This is a genomic window from Mesorhizobium sp. WSM3866 (genome assembly GCF_002294795.1).
Classification (GTDB): Bacteria; Pseudomonadota; Alphaproteobacteria; order Rhizobiales; family Rhizobiaceae; genus Mesorhizobium.
Window position 1 is genome coordinate 87,763 of record NZ_NSGC01000014.1, and the last position, 17,416, is coordinate 105,178.

The window sequence follows — 17,416 nt, forward strand, 5'->3', positions numbered from 1 at the left end:
AGCGTATGAGGATCGTGCGCGCTCACGCCGCGATCTCCTCACGGTCCGAGTCTTCAGTGCTGGGGATAGAGCAGAGCAGCAAATCGGCGGCTTTCGAGGCTTGGCTAGCGGCGCGGAAAATGGCGCGGTTGTCTTCGCGCAGCACGGCGAGCCATGAGCCGATGTAATCGGCATGGCGCACGGTCGGCTCGATACCGAGACTGCTGCAGACGAAGGCTGCGCAGATTTCTGCGACCAGTTCCTCGCGCGCATAGACCTTCGAGCCGAAGGAGCCGGAAAGGTCGCGCGCAAGCCGGGTTGGATGGCCGGTCCAGTGGCCAAGCTCGTGGAAGCACGTGCGGTAATAGTCGATCTGGTGAAAGAAAGCAGGCTGCGGCGGCACTTGAATGAAGTCGCTGCCCGGCATGTAAAAAGCGCGATCGCCGCCGATGCGGAAGTCAGCGCCGCAGCCGTGAATCAGCGCCTCGGCCTGCGGAACGATCTGACGCTGGGGCAGCGGTTCGGCGGCGGCATAAAGATGATCCGGCAGGTTGTCGCATTGCGTGACATTGAAGACGGTGAAGCGCTTCAAAAAGGGCACGGCGTGCGGTTCGTCGCCATCCGTCTTGGCGCGTTCCTTTTCGTCCTTGGGAACAAAGCGGTCAGCGTGGACGATGGTCGTGCCGTGTTCGCCCTTCCTGACATTGCCGCCGAGCGCTTGAGCCTGCCGGAAGGTCAGCCAGTTCTGGCTGGCATACCCGCGCTCGAAGACAGCGCCCCAAAGGATCAGGATGTTGATGCCGGAATAGGCGCGACCGGTGGCCGCGTTGCTGGGCAGGCCGAGGCCGGCCTTGGCGCTGCCCCATGGCTTGACCCATGGCACCGTGCCGCGCTCCAGCTCGGCGATGATGCGATCAGTGATTTCCTGATAAAGGCTGGCGCTCGTGCGCCCGCCCCTGCCCGCGCCAGCCTCTTGGCTACCGGAACGCTTGTATTTTGCACCCATCGTCTGGTCCTCCGCTCCTAATCCCGCGCCCTCCCCGGAAGCGGGGTGGGCGGCGAAAGCGACCGGAAAGGCCCGACGTCCAAGGCGGACCGCATCCGAAGGACCGGAACGAAGAGGCGGACCCGAAGCGAAGCGAAGGGTTGCGGGACGCCGCGGCGGGCCTAGAAGGGAGTGCCGCCCACCGCGCGCCACCGGGGAAGGCCAGTACAAGAAACCACGCCGGCCCAAAGGCCGGCGACCGTCAGCAGCCGACAGGCTGGGCCGCGCCAGGGGGCGAAGCCGCAGGGCCGAGACCGCCTGAGCTTGCCGAAGAAAGTGGGCTCGGTTCACGAGCACCCGGCGCGCGCCTCAGGCGCGCGGGCGCTGAGCAGTGCCGATGGCGTCAAGGCGACCGCTGCGCCCTTGGCGGCTTACTAAGCCTATGGCGTCAATTACCATAGGACTCTCTTTGCGAAAGAGGCTGCGCCGCGATGCGGTCGCCCGCTTCTTCGCCAATTTGCCGGCGTGTCTGGTCGGCATGGAGGCTTTGAATGGGGCGCGCTATTGAGCTCGCGTGCTCACTAAGCTTGGCCACCGGGCGCCTGTGGGCATGTGCCGCGATATCCACGCCATGGATGCACTATATCCAAACAATCAAGTTTACCGATGGGTTCTCATACTGCATAGCGCATTGCTTGAAAGCGTATGCCCGATGCTTTCCAGCTCACGTTCGTCGGTTGCCTAAGTTGTTCCACAGCTAACTTTGACATGGATCTATTATGCGAATTTGCGGTATTAAGCTAACGCACGACGGGGCAATCGCTGTCGTCGAGGACGGCCGATTGGCCTTCTGCATCGAGCAGGAAAAACTCGACAATAATCCTCGATATCAATCCATTGATCGTCTTGAAACGATTGTTGCCGCCTTAGCGGAGCATGGCCTGGATCCGCGCGATGTAGACCGGTTCGTCATCGATGGCTGGGACGGTGAGATCGAGTCGCAATTCGAGGTTGTTAGTGAGGGCACACCAGTCACTCTCAACGGGGCACCATATGTGGAGCGGGATCCTAAAAGTCCCCTGACAGCTTGTCATGGCTCAGGCCTCGTGCTGGGCGGCGGGGTATTTTGTTATGAAAGCTATCCGCATGTCCTTGGCCACGTAGCTTCCGCATACTGTACCAGTTCATTCGCCAAAGCCAAAGAACCTGCCCTTTGCCTGGTATGGGACGGCTTCATCTTCCCGCGGCTTTACTACGTGGAACCAAGCGGAGTGCGGTTTATCGAATGCCTGTTTCCGATGATGGGTCATGCCTATGCCGCCGCGGGCCAACACTTCGGTCCTTACAGGCAGGAAACGAGGACCGGCTGGAATCTGGATATCGCCGGCAAGCTGATGGCCTATATCGCGCTCGGATCTGTCAGCGAAAAGATCGTGACAGTATTTGGGGAACTTTACGACCAACATTTCGCCGGTGACACGAAGCTTGCTATTGAATATAGAAACAACAGCCGCTCCGAGGACGCGTTACTCACGGCCGTGCATGATTTCTTCGATGCAGCCGAGGCACGGCTGGTCGCCGAGACACCTGAGGACATACTTGCTTCGTTTCATGCCTTTCTCGAGCGTCTTCTGGTTCGCGAAATGGCAATCGCGCTGCGTGGGCTCTCGGTTGCCGGAACGCGAAACCTGTGCATCGCCGGGGGATGCGGGCTGAATATCAAATGGAACAGCGCACTTCGGGCGAGTGGTTTGTTCGATACAGTTTGGGTGCCTCCGTTCCCAAACGACAGCGGGTCGGCGCTCGGTGCCGCTTGCTGCGCGCTGGCTGCCGACAAAGGCTTCGTTCACCTCGATTGGTCGGTCTACAGCGGACCAAACATGAAGGATGGCCCCGTGTCGCCGGGATGGCAGGCTGCTCCATGCAGCGTGGCAGAACTGGCCAGCGTGCTCGCCGACGGCAAGCCTGTCGTTTTCCTCACTGGCCGTGCAGAGCTTGGTCCACGAGCCTTGGGAGGCAGAAGCATCCTGGCCGCCGCGACTTCGCCCCAAATGAAGGACCACCTCAACAAAGTAAAACGTCGAGAGCACTTCCGGCCGGTAGCGCCAATATGCTTGGAGGATCGCGCAGTTGATATATTTGAACCTGGCACGCCTGATCCCTACATGCTGTTCGATCACCGAACACGTTCGGAGTGGAAAGAGAAAATCCCGGCAGTCATTCATCTCGACGGGACTGCACGACTACAGACAGTTTCTAGAAAATCTGATCACCCAATTGCAGAGCTCCTGGTCGAATACGAACAACTCACCGGCATTCCGCTGCTCTGCAACACGAGTGCCAACCTAAACGGACGGGGCTTCTTTCCCGATGCCTCGGCAGCGTGTGAGTGGGGATGCGTGGACCACGTTTGGTGCGATGGGTTGCTGTTGACCAAGACGGGCTAGTCGCCGCTCCGGTCTTCAATAAGGCTGGCTGTGTGTGCAGGGTCAATCGCGCCTGGTTTGGCGCGTGCATGCGGCATCATCGGGCAGCGTAGCCGGCGTCACAAGCCCGTGGCCGGTCGAAGGATAGGGCATGAAGGCTCTCCTCACGGTATTTCTCGTCAGGATTCGACAACCGCCACGCCGCCAATCGTTGGTCAATCACCGCTGAGCTCGTGAAGCACTGCTGACGACGCCCACTACAAAATTGTCGGAGCAAGTTGCGCGCCGATCGCCGTGCCGTTTGCCTTTGACCATTGCCCCAGTACGGGCAGACGGCCGAGGCGATCTTTTGGTCGCGCTTGCAACATTCTTGTCCGCCTTCGGGCCCAAAAAAAGTTTTTCGGATGGGCGCGCCCGCGAGCAAATCAAGGCATCTCGATCATGCAACGATCCTGACGCCCAGCCGAACTCGATCCTTACCACGTGCAGACCGGCGCGGTGCTGATGAGCGGGAGGCGTCAAAGACCTTCCTCGACGGGGGAGCAGCAACAGCGCAATGGTAGAGGTGCGATGGCCGCGTCATCCCAGATCCCCGGCCTGCGCACGCAATCACCCACTAAAAAAACGCGGTCGATGCAGGTCCCAACTCCCGAGCATGCCGAGAACGCCGGTGGACTGATGGCCGCAACGTTCCAAGTGGCCATCGCGCTGGGAGCATCGGCGTGGGCCGCGGTGATTGCGGTTTCGTATGGGGCTTTGCCTTCGGCGGGGTGCCGGTGGGTATGCAGACATGGATGGTGCTGCGCGCCGCTGCAGCCGGCGCGGTTTTCGGCGGACTACTCGTGGACAATGCCGGCGTGGCCAGTGTTTTTGCCTACAGCGCCGTAGCCTCGTTCCTCGCTGCCCTGACGGTGTTCTTGCTCGGCCCCAAGCGCGATGCCTAGACCGTTGAAAGAGGCCGTAAGTGAAAGCGCGGGGATAGATGCAATCAGATCGGCCGCGCGGTCCGATCCTGCGCACGATCTTTGGCGGTTGCAGGCTTCGCAATCGGCCCCGGACGCCGCCAGCAGGACGACCAAAATCGCGACTTTGATCCTCGGGTTCCTGGCCACGTCCAGCAGACGGCGAAAGCTGGCCGGTCCCATCGGAGGCAGCCTCGGAAGGGTCACGAGTTGCACTATCAGTGTAATGGCGGCTACGACCGCAGCGATGATGAAGGCGGTTCGCCATTCCCAGATGTCGCCGACATAGGCGCCGATAGGAGCCGCGCAGACTTTAGCGACGGTAACGCCGGTGAGGATGATCGACATGGCGCGCTGCAGGAAGGTGACTTGGAACGAGCCGCATCGCCAGCGCTGCTGAAATCGACCAGAAGCCTCCGATCGCTATTCCGAGCACGACGCGGGCGGTCACAAGAACCGGCAGCGACCCAGCGACGGCCGATAGAACGTTCGACAGGATCAGCAGCAGCGTCATCGCCCACATGACGATCCTGCGGTCAAGGCGATTTGTGATGATGGCCATCGTCGGCGCGGCGATGGCACCGACGATTGCAGTCGCTGTCAGCGCCTGTCCAACTGCACCCTCGGTGATACCGAGATCATGCGCGAGCGGCGTCAGCACGCTGGCAGGCAGAAACTCTGCCGCCACAAGCCCGAAGGTGCCTAAGGCAAGCGAGATGACCGCACCGCAGGGCGGGACCCGACCGTTGATTTTGGCTGTTCTGGGTCATGCAGAACTCCGTCCATGTATATCGCGGATTCCGTCATGAACCGGGTCTCCAGTTTCGATGCGCACGCCGCGTGACCTCCGGGAAGCACCCGGGGACAGTGGGGAAGCCAGCACCACACCGTCATGCCAAAATCATCGAAGAGCCAGGCCCAATTTTTTGCGCGCCGTTTGCACCCGTACGAGGCGCTGAGTAAAATCCAGACCTGGACCAGGGAGCACCCGCGACTTCACATGCGGGACGCCTCCTGCAACATTATCTGCCGCATCCAGGTACTTGCTGGATCGCTGTTGTGAAGGGTGGGCCATTGGACGGCCTCGGTGAACGTGGGTAGTGGCCGCGGAAGTTCGATGATCCGCAAGGGAAAGGTGTTTTTGAAATGCTGAACCAGCCGGAGCGGCATGGTCGCTATACGAGATGTGCCCGAGACCATCGGCGGGATCATGCTAAAAGCCTGAACGATGATCTCGACACGCCTCTTGAGGCCATTCTCAAGCAAAAACCGTTCCTCGATGGATGGCATCTGCGCGCGGCCAAGCCTGAACGCAATGTGCTTCATCGTCACGTATCTCTCAAATGTAAGCTGCCCTGGCAATTGCTTGTTCGTGGGGCAGCCGACGCACACGAATGTCTCGTCGAATAGCGCCGCTCTTGGATGCGCGCTCGACATGAACAATTCGGGAAGGATCAGAAAATCAACGTCACCGCGCCGGAGAAGATCGTCCGGATCGTCGTCGAGCGGCAGCAATTCGAAGCTGATGGCGGGTGCTACGCGTGCAACACGCTCCACGACCTTTTCAAAAAACACAAGTGTGACGAAATCCGAAACCATGATCCGGAAGCGGCGATCGGATTGAGCCGGCTTAAACGGCTCCCAAGAAATAATCGAGCACTGGATGTGCAGGAGTGCGCCGCGAACTGCGGGAGCGAGTGTTTCCGCACGCGGGGTTAGAACACGTTCGCGTCCGCTCATCGTAAACAGTTCATCATTGAAATAATGGCGCAGCCGGCCGACGGCCGCGCTCATGGCAGGCTGGCTCAGGTTGATGCTGTTTGCCGCCGCCGTGAGGTTGCGCTCGGTCAGCAGTGCGTCGAGTACGACGAGAAGGTTCAGATCAAGGCCTTTGAAGCGCATGCCTCATCCGTCCGCAACGTGGTTGCTTGTCATCGCGACCATTGCGTAAGTCCCACTCAGAGGTGTTGTGTCTTGACCTGCCGCCCACGCGTGTGGAGGAAGTGCTCGGGTTATGCCGATTGCGCGGCCGATCAGCGAATGGCCGGCGTGTACAACTGTTGATCGGACAGGTCCGGAGCTATGAACTGAATTTTTCACGTGGCTAATTGATCACAGATTGAGGTTTGAGCAGGCTTGAGCGTGGCGGCGCTCCGACAACGATCTGCGACACATATCCAAGGTCTCCCACAAACTTGCGAATTGCCATCGCTGTTACGACAATGGCCACTCCAAGAACACTTGCGAACACGATTCTGGTCGTGAGATTCCAGACTTCTCCAAACTGTATAAAATCCGTGAGGCGAAACACGGCACCCTGGACCAGGTAAAGCAGCAGAGTGCTCTGACCAAGCTCGACCGCTACAAAGTGAGCTATTCTGGTCGAATACCCGATTCTCCAGCATTGCAACATAAACTGCATTGCCACTGCAGAAGCCGCCGCAGAGCCGGCGAACATTAGCAATACTTGTTTAGCTGACCGTTCATCATTGATTAACACGAGATTGTTGAAGGCGTAGGTCTGCTTATCCCACCATAGCAAGCATATGAAAGCTGCTATCGAAAGTAGGAACAAAAATATTGATTTGTGGGTCCAGCTAATACTTTCTTGCCACCCTTTCGACTGGGCAAAAAAGAAACCCAAACAATAAAATGGGTATGTGTATCTTAACGACGGGATTATCGATGATGTGATGGGGGCGATTGCGACCGCAATTGCAGATGCGCTTATGATCCACATCGATAGACGATTGAAAGTTGTAAAAAACTTAACCAGGACGAACGACGTAAACGCCGCCCATATGAACCAGTATGTTCCAATGACCTCATTCAAAAGATCCAACAACCCACCAGTTAAACTCTTCGTCGGGACCATCACGGTGGACTTTAGCGTCCAAATTAACGCACACCAAAAAAGCATTGGCAGCAGTAGCTGGGTTGCTCGATTGCGGACTCCCTGAATGAATGGTTTTCGCAAAATTGCCGCAGAAGATAGATAGCCGCTTATGGCCATAAAGAGAGGCATATGAAATATGTATATCGACTTGAAATACGGCGACAGCCAGAAGGCGTCAGTGCCTCGATAAATGCAATATTGTAATAAGTGCCCAATTATCACTAAAGTAATGAGTATACCTTTGGCGAAATCAAAGCTTGGATCTCGGTTGTTTGTTCCGGCTGGGCGCGAGTCGCGTGCTTTCGCTCCGATTGTTATGTGATCAAGCATCAGACTCCAGCCTATCTATCGCATTGCTACGTGCCGTCTGCGGGCACGGCGAGCGGGCCAGTTGCGGCGCAAAGGATCGAAACTGACGGGGATCGGGCATGGTATTGTGGGGCGATCGGCTGCAAGCGAGCGGACAAAATCTCAGCGCCTGATCGCTACCTCGATCGCGGCGGCGGTCGCGATCATGTGCGGCGACGCGAACGCACGGCACTATTGCCGTCAGGCGGTCTCTGCAGAACTTCTCAAGGTGGTTCCACAGAGCGTGCCGAACCGTGCCGAAAGCGAATGGAATGTCAGGCTGCTGCGGTGGGACACGCATGACGCGGATAGAATGGCTCATTCCGAGTCTCTCAAGATCCGACTTGCACCGTTGTACAATCCGAGTTCGCCTACCAAGAAATCAACCTCGCCGACCGTGAGGAAACGGCGCAGCAGGTCCAAGTGAGCCGCTACGCCGTGCAGTGGCGTGATCGGGTGCATCTCGGGTGCGGTCATCTATGCAGCGCCATGGAAGTTTGGTAAAATCGATTGTTTAGATCGTGAGCATCCACGCTATGGATAAGTGAAAGCCATGCGCTTCAAGGGCCTTGATCTGAACCTTCTCGTCGTGCTCGACGCACTGCTGAGCGAGCGCAACCTCACGGCGGCGGCAGACAGCATCAACCTGAGTCAGCCGGCCATGAGCGCGGCCGTCGGCCGGCTGCGGGATTATTTCAACGATGAACTGTTTACGATGAGCGGACGCGAACGTGTTCTAACGCAGCGTGCGGAGACACTCGCTCCCGCAGTTCGCGGCGCACTCCTGACAATCCAATCCTCGATTATTTCTTGGGATCCGTTTAACCCGGCTCAATCCGATCGCCGTTTCAGGATCATTCTTTCCGATTTCGTCACACTCGTGTTTTTTGAAAAGGTCGTGGAGCGTGTTGCACGCGAAGCACCCGGCGTCAGCTTCGAATTGCTGCCGCTCGACGACGATCCGGATGAGCTTCTCCGGCGCGGCGACGTCGATTTCCTGATTTGTCCCGAATTGTTCATGTCGAGCGCGCATCCAAGAGCGGCGCTGTTCGACGAGACACTCGTGTGCGTCGGCTGCCCCACGAACAAGCAGCTGCCAGGGCAGCTTACCTTCGAGAGCTACATGTCTATGAGGCACGTTGCGGTCAAGTTCGGCCATGCGCTGACGCCATCCATGGAGGAACGGTTTTTGCTTGAGCATGGTCTCAAGAGACGTATCGAGATCGTCGTACAGGCTTTTAGCATGATCCCGCCGATGGTCTCAGGCACAGCTCGTATCGCCAGCATGCCCTTCCGGCTGGTTAAATATTTCGAAAAAACCTTGCCCCTGCGGATCGTCGAACTTCCGCTGCCGCTTCCCGCATTCACCGAGGCCGTCCAGTGGCCCGCCCTTCACAACAGCGATCCGGCAAGCATCTGGATGCGAGAGGTGTTGTTACAGGAGGCGTCCCGAATGACTTCTCCGCCGGACGCCAAAGGGCGCCGCAGGCACCCCCACACCCGCGTCTCAGGCCGCCAGTCGGGTCAATAGCCCGTGTCGGACTAGATCGATGCTTGCGGCAAGTGCGCCTGCGAAGTCGTCGAGCGGGTGGGCTGCATCGACAAACGGTGCGAATGAGAAGGGGCCCCCATAACCGCCATCAAGCAGCGCCCGGATCTGGCTGCCATTGTCGGAACCTGCCAGGACGCGATCCGGGTAAATCCAGTGGATTGGATCGTTCACTCTTGAAATGTGCACTAGACCGGTCAGCTCGCAGGAGAAGAACGTCTCCCCGGCGAGCGTGTGATGGAACGTGTCGTGCACGAGTCGGAATACCGATTGGCCATCAACAGCGGCGATGGCCTTAGCCGCTTCGTTCTTCGATCGAAGCGAGCAGGTTTGGAAGCCCAGCGGCTCGACGAGACCGATCAGACCGCGCGACTGGAGGATCGGCTTGAGCGCCTTCAAGGCGGCGTGGAGATCGCCCCGCCGCTCGCCATTGGCGGGCCAGCAACCGTCGTTGACCGGGACCAGCATGAGCATCTTGGCTCCGCAGGCGGCCGCGTAATCGGCGAGTTTGCTCGCCTCGGCCTTGCGGGCGGGTGTCCACTCATTGAAGCGCTGCAAGGCATTGACGGAAAGAATCCCAACGCCTGCTTCGGCGGCGGCAGACCGGACGTCCGCTGCCGGGATGCCGAGTGCAACCGCATTGCTGCGCGGCTGGCCGCGGATCTGGACCTCGGTCAGCCCCTGGTCGCGGGCAAAAGCGAAAAGTGCCCCGACGTCAAGTCCGGGTGTCGCCATATGATCGAGTGCAAAGCGGGGCGATGCTTGGCGCATGGGTTGGTTTTCCTTCCAGGAAACGGATGCCATTCTCGGCTGACTTGTCTTCTACCGTCCGTTGATATGCGAGGGCCGAAATGATCTTCATGCGGGAGGCGAGTCGGTCGAGCTCACGCTTCTCTCACTGTGGTGCCGCGCCTTCCGAGAAATTGCCTGAATAGGTGCAATGACCGAAGCTGGCTCGGGCCATCCATCTGCTTGCGCAAGCTAACCCGCCAACCCACAGAGACGGCCAACCGATCGGATTCACAATTCAGGCAGCCGGGTTCTTGGCCAGAGCGAGGCCTACGCCCAGCGCGATCATCGCGCCGCCCGACGCTTCCCTTAGGCGGCGGATCAACCCGGGACGCGCTGCCGCGCCGTCTTGAATGCCGCTGGCCAGGAAGGCAACCACGATGTCGGCAAGCGTGTTGAGTGCAATCGACAAGGAGCCAAGCACCACGAATTGCAGAGCTACGAACCCTGCGCTCGGGTTCACGAACTGCGGAAGGAAGGCTAAAAAAAACGCTGCCGTCTTCGGGTTGAGAGCCTCGACCAGCACCCCTTCACGAAATGCCCGCCGGGGTCCGACTGGACTCACCCGGTCGCCGTCATGGCCGCCAGTCGCTTCCTTGCGGCGGGCGGTTTGAAAGGTGCGCAAGCCCAGCCAGACGAGGTAGACCGCGCCGAACAGCTTTAATGCAGAGAACAGTTCCGAGCTCCCGAGCACGATCGCGGAGACACCTAAGCTTGCGGCGAGGACATGTATCATGCCCCCTACCCCGGTGCCGAAGCTGGAAGCGATACCTTCCGCACGACCGCCGGCAAGCGTGCGCGCGGCAACGTAGAAGATGCCCGGACCTGGCGTGATGGCGAGCATGAAGGCCGCGGCGAGATACAGGGCGAACGGGGTCAGTTCTGGCATCATGGTCGATTCCAACGAGGTTCACGATTATTTGGGATGAGCGCGGCGATCTCTCGGTCAGATGCCCGCCCGCTCGCTGCAAGGCCCTCCTTGCGTTACCAGTCAGCTACTGGCAATCTGACCTGCTGAAAACGGCCAGTCAGAAGCTATCGACGTGGTCCAGTTGACGAAAGACGGCATCGCGCCGATCCGATCAGGGACAGATCCCGCGGCGGGGTGGGCGAGTCTGGCAACAGCCTGCGTCCTTCGCAGCCGAGCGGTGGTGCATATCCCGCAACGACGGCAACGGCGGCTAGTTTCCCAAACCTTGTGGCCCGCGATCACGCAGGAATGTGGTATAGGCCTCTGGCAAGCCCAATGAATAGAGCTAACGCAAAATGAGCCATGTTAAAACAACCTCCAGGAGAGCGCGTCGGCCAGGCAATGCCGAGAGCGTGCGCGGGTCCGGCAGGTGACAACTACCTTCCATGCTTAAGCGAACGGTCGCAGTTCGTCCGAGGTCGACGAAGTGCTTGTGCGCAGGGCGTAAACGGCCTGCAAGCCTTCATGCGCGAGATCACAAGGTTCTGGCGGGAAGCAGGTCCAATCCGGCATTTCAGTGATGTTCTGGTAGCGAGCGAATTTCATATCCGCGGGCATGTAATGCCGGAATCAGATTGGACAGCGCCATAACGGTCTGGTCGCGCAGACTGGCTTGAGTGCTGGACTCGTCGGGAGGGCAACCGTCATGCAAGAGCACGATTGCGCCAGGCCGGACCGAAGCGAGCACTGCATCGACGATTGCGTCGGTGCCGGGCCGCGCCCAGTCCTTTGGGTCTATCGACCAATGAAGGGCGGCCAGCCCGGCGATCTCTGACGCAGTGAACACTTCTTCGCTCCAGGCGCCGTATGGCGCGCGAATGTAGCGGATCGAGGCCTGCGGGCATGCTGCCATAATGGCACGGTTGGCCTCAAATACCTCGCGTTGCACTTCACCCAAGTCGCATTTGGACAGATCTGGATGAGACATGGTGTGGTTGCCTACCTCGTGCCCTTCTGCGATCATTCGCTGGATGAGATCCGGGTGCTCTGCGGCACAGGCACCGATGGCGAAGAAAGTCGCTGGCACCCCATTTTGCGCCAGCACATCGAGTATCTGTGGCGTGAAAAATGGATCGGGACCGTCGTCAAACGTCAGATAAACGCTCCGACTTCCATCAGCGCATTCACTCTGCACCTCCCATCTTTCATCATGATATTTCATAGCTCTGGATCCTTCCGGGTCAATTGTTGTACCGGCCATTTGCTCATCGGCCCCGCAATCGGCATAGCCACGAGAGCACGTGCTCAAACGCGCGAGACGGCCGGTCGAGGTTCGGCACTCCGGAGTGGGATCGTACGCGAAAGTAGACGCGATAGCCGCCACGCCTGTTTCTGCAGGACCTCAAATTGGTTCCGCAGCGCGTGCCCCAAGTGAGAAAGCACTGGATATGGTATACAAAATGAATTGCTGATTCCGAACCGATCAAGATGCGGACGCATCGCGTGCAACCCGAATTCTCCCGCCACGACATCAACCTCGCCGATCCTGATGGCGGCGCAACAGGCCCAAGTAAGCCGTGACGACCAGCGCGTCGTAGCCGTTAGGCCGAAGCCCCAGCCCAACTTCGAACGGCTGCGAATAGCTTTCCATCAAAGGGATCAGTCCCTCGATAGGTTTTTCGGAAGAGTCGGAGAGTTCGACATGATCGGCCACTTGCAACTTGTTTCCAAGCACAACCTCCACCGTCCTTGGGAGCGCATGGGAAAACCTCAACCTTGTTGATGTTGAGGTAGGCGCTACGCCACCTGAGGGAGCTTGTGGCGAAGAGCCGACCCGATGCAGCTTGCGCCGATCACCGACGAACCTGATCGGAAAGCGGATCGGCTCGCCTAAGTTCGGCGCAGCCCAGGAGGCACACACCAGAAATGCTACTCGGAGCCAACGTATACATCGACAATCCTTTTAGGGCTGCATCTTCCTATGCAACGTCCTGTCCAATCCGCAAAATCGATTGCTTCGATGACAAGCATCCAGTTTGTGAATAGATGAGATCAAGCCCTTGATCTGAACCTCCTGGTCGTGCGACGCACCGACCGAAGTGCAACCTCACGGGGGGGCAAGCAGCATCAACCCAAGTCAGCCGGCCATGAGCGCGGCCGTTGCCCGGCTGCTTTCAACGATGAACTGTTTACGATGAGCACCCGCGAACGTGTCCTACTCCGCATGCGGAAACTGTCAGCGTCTCAGAGTTGAGCGACGACGTCCCGCAGCATCTCGACGCCTTTTTCGATCTGCCGGATGCTCAAGGCGGAATAGCCCATGACAAGCCCGACGCGATCGGCCTCGCCTGCTCCCGATTGCCCATGATAAAGCGGCGAAATGAGGTGCAGACCTAGACCTGCGCATTGCGCGGCTTCGACCAACGCCGTTTCGCGCGACCGCGGCAGGTCGTTGAACCATATGACGACGTGCAGTCCGGCCTCTGCCCCTTGGACGGCGATCCTATCTTGAAAACTCCGTTTCATGGTGGTCAGCAACACCTCCCGGCGCTCGCCGTTGAGGCGGCGCACGCGGCGCACATGGCTTTCATAGCTGCCGCTCTCGATCAGAGAGGCCAATGACTCCTGCTCGGCCATCGGAGAATGCCGGTCGGCAAACTGCTTGGCGGTTTCAAAAACCTGCTGCAATTCCACCGGGACGACGAGATAGCCGATGCGCAGCATCGGCGAGAGCGTCTTGGAGATGGTGCCTAGGTAGATGACGGCTCCATGATCCTCCAGGCTGTGCAGTGGGGGAACGGGGCTGATATCGTAGCGATATTCGCTGTCGTAGTCGTCCTCGATGACGTAGGCGCCCTCGTCCCGCGCCCATTCCAGAAGCTGATGCCGCCGAGCGATCGGCATGACACCGCCGAGCGGAAACTGATGCGATGGCGTCGCATAGGCCAGCCGAGCCGCGAGCCCCGCCAGTTGCTCCGTCTGCATGCCATGCTCGTCAACCTCGACCGGAACCGGCGTGGCACCTGTACTGGCAAAGACCTGGCGTGCCATCCTGTAGCAGGGGTCCTCGATGACGAAGCTGTCCCCTGGGTCGAGCAGCAGGCGCGCGCAGAGATCGAGCCCCTGCTGCGACCCATTGACAATGACGATTTGCTCAGGGTCGCAGCGCACAGTACGGGCGCGCCAGAGATAGCCCTGAAGCGCCTGGCGCAGCCGGCGCGAACCGCACGGATGGTCGTAGGCGAGCCGTGCAGGCCGCTGCGCCATAGCCGCGTTCATCGCGCGCTTCCAAACCGGTGCCGGAAAATCTGAGGGCGCCAGGTCGCCATATCGGAAATCGATCTTCAGCCTGTTGGGCAGGTGATCCGGCCAGCGCGGAGTGCCACGCAGCCGTTCGCCATAGTTCGACAAGTGACCCGGGCCGGCCCGTTTTGGAGGATTGGCGGTTAGCTCAGGTCCGATCAGCGAGGATGCGACACGATGGCGCGCGCCTTGACGGACGTCGATGAAACCTTCCGCCGCCAGCTGCTCGTAGGCAGCGGTGACGGTCGTTCGCGAGACTCCAAGTTCCTCGGCGAGACCACGTGAGGAGGGCAGTTGGCTGCCGGTGTCGTAGACGCCTCTGAGGATCTGCTCGCGAAGCGATTCGTAGATCTGGCGCGCACCCATGCCGTACGAGCGGTTTGAGCCGCCGGGACCTGGAAACTGGACCATTTCTTTTCCTCCCAACTGGACCAGTTTGCAGCTACTCTTGCCGAAAGCCAAGAGCATGTCCGAAGTCGATGCCCGAGCCCGCCCCACCGATCCAAGACTGATAAACTGGCACCGTCTGCGAACGGCCAACTCGGCTGCCCGCGCGATAGGCCGCGGCGCTCCAGTCGAACTCGCATGGTTTAGATCGGCGTGCCAACTGAGGTTCGCGTCACGCTAGCAATTCCACGTTCCTCGCGGAAATCCTTCAGCGACGCGTGGCGCAGCTTGAGAACAGCTCGCCTTGGCCACGCTTTCATTCGCTGCCCTCGACACGAGGCGATGACGCGTTCGACGCGGCTCCAACTGCCGGCTCCGTAAACGAATTTGACCTTCGGACTCGCCCTTCGCCGGGACGCTTCGAAGCGCGCCATTGTGCGGGGCTCCAGATCCGCGCCATGCCTTGCGCAAGCTCATGGTGAGCACCAGGCCGAGGCTGAAGTCGATATATTGGCCCGGCACCAGTCGAAAAACCTGCGGACTGCAATAAATGGCTATGGATCAGGATCCGGGTGTTCGGCCAATTGCTCCGGATCCCCCGCACCAAGCGGCTTGTCATATGAAGGTGCTTGGACGCACCGGTGTTTCGGCAGCTGGTATCGGTCGTCCAGGCTCTGGCATCATTTTTGGTGGACGCGAGCAGCTCGTGAGGGGTGCATCCGGACGTGGCGCTGCTCCCACAATCGTCTCAGCTCTGATGTGAGAGCCTCGCGCTGGGCTTGATCCATCGTGGTTGTGTCGAGGAGCTCTGCGAGCACGGCCTCGCCTTCGATCCGCGTCAGCAGATCGAACAAGTCATGTGAAATACGCGCGCAGTCACGGTTATCCGTTCGGATTTCGCAGACGGTCTCTTGGCGATCCTGCGCCGTGTATGCGCGGACTTTATGCAGGGACACATATGGCGGCAATGAAACCGCGAGCGCAGTCCAGTCCTGCAGCGTTGCGGCCCGTTTTTTGACGAGGTACGGCCCGACCACAAGTCCATCCAGCTCTGTCGTCAAGAACGTGGCAATCGAGTCTGCAACTGAATCTACGATCGGCTCGGCATTGTTGTTAAAGGACGTATTGAGCAGCATTGGAATGCCAGTGCGCTGCTTGAAGGCATTGATAACGTTCCAGTAGGCAGGACTGGCCTTGCGCGATACTGTTTGCAGCCGAGCCGTACCGTCGACGTGCGTGATGGCGCCGAGCAAACCACGTTTGGAATCGTGCACACGAACTACGAAGTTCATGAACGGAAATTCGCCCGCACTCCCCGGAAGGTCAAAGAATTCGCGCGCATCCTCCTCCAGCACAGATGGGGCGAACGGGCGATACCCTTCCCGCTTCTTGACCATAGCGTTGATCCGGTCCTTGTTTGTGGCGGGCCTGGGATCGGCAAGAATGCTGCGATTTCCGAGCGCGCGCGGCCCGAACTCCGAACGACCTTGCACCCAGCCGATCACGGCCCCACCGGCCATCCACTCGGCTGCCCTATCCGCCACTTCCTCGGTGCGTTCAAACTCCAGGTGCCCCGCCCATGCCTTTAGTTCCTCTTCGACAGCGTGATCACTCGCAAGATCCGGCCCCCAATAAACCTCCTGCAATCGCGCACGCGGCGCGGGGCGGCCCAGCTCATTAGACGCGATTAGTGCAGCGCCTAATGCGCACCCAGCGTCATGCGATGCGGGCTGCACGAAGATGTCTTCGAAAAGTCCTGAATAGAGGAGCTTGCCGTTCATGGAGCAATTGTGCGCAACTCCGCCGGCCAGGCATAACCGCGTCATCCCGGTGGCCTCGCGATAATGCCGAAGAATGTGAAACACGATGCGTTCGAGCGCTTCCTGTAACGACGCACTCACATCCTTGTGCTGCTGGGTGAATGGCATTCCCTTTTGCCGAACCTGAATGCTGCGGAGCAAAGTCGGACCGATGCGGTCCAGGTGGACGCGATACTCGCCGTTTGCTGAGAGTTCATAGAACTGCTCGAAAAGCTCGCGATAGGGAACGGGATCGCCGTAGGGGGCTAGCCCCATTACCTTGTATTCATCGAACAAGCCGTAGCCGAGATACCGGATCGTCTCGAGATAAAATTGCCCAAGGGAATTGTTCTCCGGGAAAGTCGCGAGTTGCGTAATTTCAGTACCGGATCCTATCGCCATTAGGCCCGACAGGAAATCACCAGAGCCATCGACCGCAAAAATCAGACTTTGCTCGAAGCCCGACATTGCAAAAGCACTCACGGCGTGCGCCTGATGATGACTTACGAATGAGATACGCGAAGCGTCGAGTTCGGTACCGAATTCCTGCGCCAACAGCTTCTGCACCAACAGTTTAGCATCCAACGGAATGGAGGCATCCGGCTGGGAAACAAGCATGTTTTCTAGCATGGCATTCGAGTAGGCTTCGGTAGCGTAGAACGCCACACGATCGATTTCGCTGAGCTGAACCCCGGCTGCTGAAAGACAGTATTGAGCCGCGCTAATTGGGAGCTTGTTGGAATGTTTGATCCGATTGAGGCGCTCTTCTTCTACTGCCGCAATGACCTGTCCGTCCCGGACGAGCACCGCAGCGCCATCGTGCATGAATGTGTTTGGAATCTGAAACCTGTTTTCATGGACTTTGTCCAATCCGCCGTTCAATCCTAGACACAGCATCTGGCTCTCCGTTTGTCGTACAAGAATACTAAATTGGCCTGTCTCGAGGCCGTTCGATCAGAAAGACCGGCTGCGTTGTCATTCGTCCCGGCGAACGCCAGTCAGACATCACTGACCTCAAAGAAATCCTCTTGGGTCCGCCGGGATCAACATAAGATTCTGTGCTCGAGACGCCGGTCCCATAGC

11 protein-coding genes and 3 pseudogenes are annotated in these 17,416 nt (G+C 59.0%); 4 read left to right on the forward strand and 10 right to left on the reverse strand.

The window, feature by feature from the left end:
* Positions 1 to 22: 22 nt before the first annotated feature.
* Positions 23 to 985: a zincin-like metallopeptidase domain-containing protein gene (locus CK222_RS26010; protein WP_095776590.1), complete on the reverse strand. Its 963-nt coding sequence runs from the start codon at positions 983 to 985 to the stop codon at positions 23 to 25.
* Positions 986 to 1,743: 758 nt separating this feature from the next.
* On the opposite strand from CK222_RS26010, the gene nodU reads away from it, so the two are divergent.
* Together nodU and CK222_RS33060 are read left to right on the forward strand one after the other, a co-directional pair.
* On the forward strand, positions 1,744 to 3,411 hold the full coding sequence (gene nodU, locus CK222_RS26015; protein ID WP_095776591.1) for a nodulation protein NodU: 1,668 nt from the start codon (positions 1,744 to 1,746) through the stop codon (positions 3,409 to 3,411).
* Positions 3,412 to 4,092: 681 nt separating this feature from the next.
* Positions 4,093 to 4,334: pseudogene (locus tag CK222_RS33060) on the forward strand (MFS transporter); the annotation flags it as partial.
* Positions 4,335 to 4,442: 108 nt separating this feature from the next.
* On the opposite strand, the pseudogene CK222_RS26025 reads toward CK222_RS33060, so the two are convergent.
* A pseudogene (locus tag CK222_RS26025) lies at positions 4,443 to 5,138 on the reverse strand (MFS transporter); the annotation flags it as partial.
* 210 nt (positions 5,139 to 5,348) lie between these two features.
* Complete coding sequence (locus CK222_RS26030) at positions 5,349 to 6,254, reverse strand: LysR family transcriptional regulator (protein ID WP_095776592.1); 906 nt, start codon at positions 6,252 to 6,254, stop codon at positions 5,349 to 5,351.
* A 74-nt stretch (positions 6,255 to 6,328) separates the two neighbouring features.
* Between CK222_RS26030 and CK222_RS33065 the strand changes: the two are divergent.
* A pseudogene (locus CK222_RS33065) lies at positions 6,329 to 6,438 on the forward strand (acyltransferase); the annotation flags it as partial.
* 18 nt (positions 6,439 to 6,456) lie between these two features.
* On the opposite strand, the gene nolL reads toward CK222_RS33065, so the two are convergent.
* Entirely contained in the window at positions 6,457 to 7,578 is a 1,122-nt protein-coding gene (gene nolL, locus CK222_RS26035; RefSeq protein ID WP_095802357.1) for a nodulation factor fucose acetyltransferase NolL, read from the reverse strand.
* 571 nt (positions 7,579 to 8,149) lie between these two features.
* Between nolL and CK222_RS26050 the strand changes: the two genes are divergently transcribed.
* A complete protein-coding gene (locus CK222_RS26050; RefSeq protein WP_095776596.1) occupies positions 8,150 to 9,127 on the forward strand; it encodes a LysR family transcriptional regulator in 978 nt (325 codons plus the stop codon).
* On the opposite strand, the gene CK222_RS26055 is transcribed toward CK222_RS26050, so the two are convergent.
* The 6 genes from CK222_RS26055 to CK222_RS26080 form a co-directional block, all read right to left on the reverse strand.
* Complete coding sequence (locus CK222_RS26055) at positions 9,104 to 9,916, reverse strand: TIM barrel protein (protein WP_245322475.1); 813 nt, start codon at positions 9,914 to 9,916, stop codon at positions 9,104 to 9,106. The two genes, CK222_RS26050 and CK222_RS26055, sit on opposite strands and share 24 nt — an antisense overlap.
* 256 nt (positions 9,917 to 10,172) lie before the next feature.
* Positions 10,173 to 10,823, reverse strand: a complete 651-nt coding sequence (locus CK222_RS26060) for a LysE family translocator (protein ID WP_095802378.1) — start codon at positions 10,821 to 10,823, stop codon at positions 10,173 to 10,175.
* A 595-nt stretch (positions 10,824 to 11,418) separates the two neighbouring features.
* Positions 11,419 to 12,066: a chitooligosaccharide deacetylase NodB gene (nodB, locus tag CK222_RS26065; protein ID WP_095802358.1), complete on the reverse strand. Its 648-nt coding sequence runs from the start codon at positions 12,064 to 12,066 to the stop codon at positions 11,419 to 11,421.
* Between the two features lie 309 nt (positions 12,067 to 12,375).
* The gene (locus tag CK222_RS32515) at positions 12,376 to 12,558 is read right to left on the reverse strand and encodes a hypothetical protein (protein WP_170954330.1); all 183 of its coding nucleotides are present in this window, start codon (positions 12,556 to 12,558) and stop codon (positions 12,376 to 12,378) included.
* 530 nt (positions 12,559 to 13,088) lie between these two features.
* A complete protein-coding gene (locus CK222_RS26075) occupies positions 13,089 to 14,558 on the reverse strand; it encodes a PLP-dependent aminotransferase family protein (RefSeq protein WP_095802379.1) in 1,470 nt (489 codons plus the stop codon).
* 656 nt (positions 14,559 to 15,214) lie between these two features.
* Entirely contained in the window at positions 15,215 to 17,230 is a 2,016-nt protein-coding gene (locus tag CK222_RS26080) for a carbamoyltransferase (protein ID WP_095776600.1), read from the reverse strand.
* Positions 17,231 to 17,416: the final 186 nt, after the last annotated feature.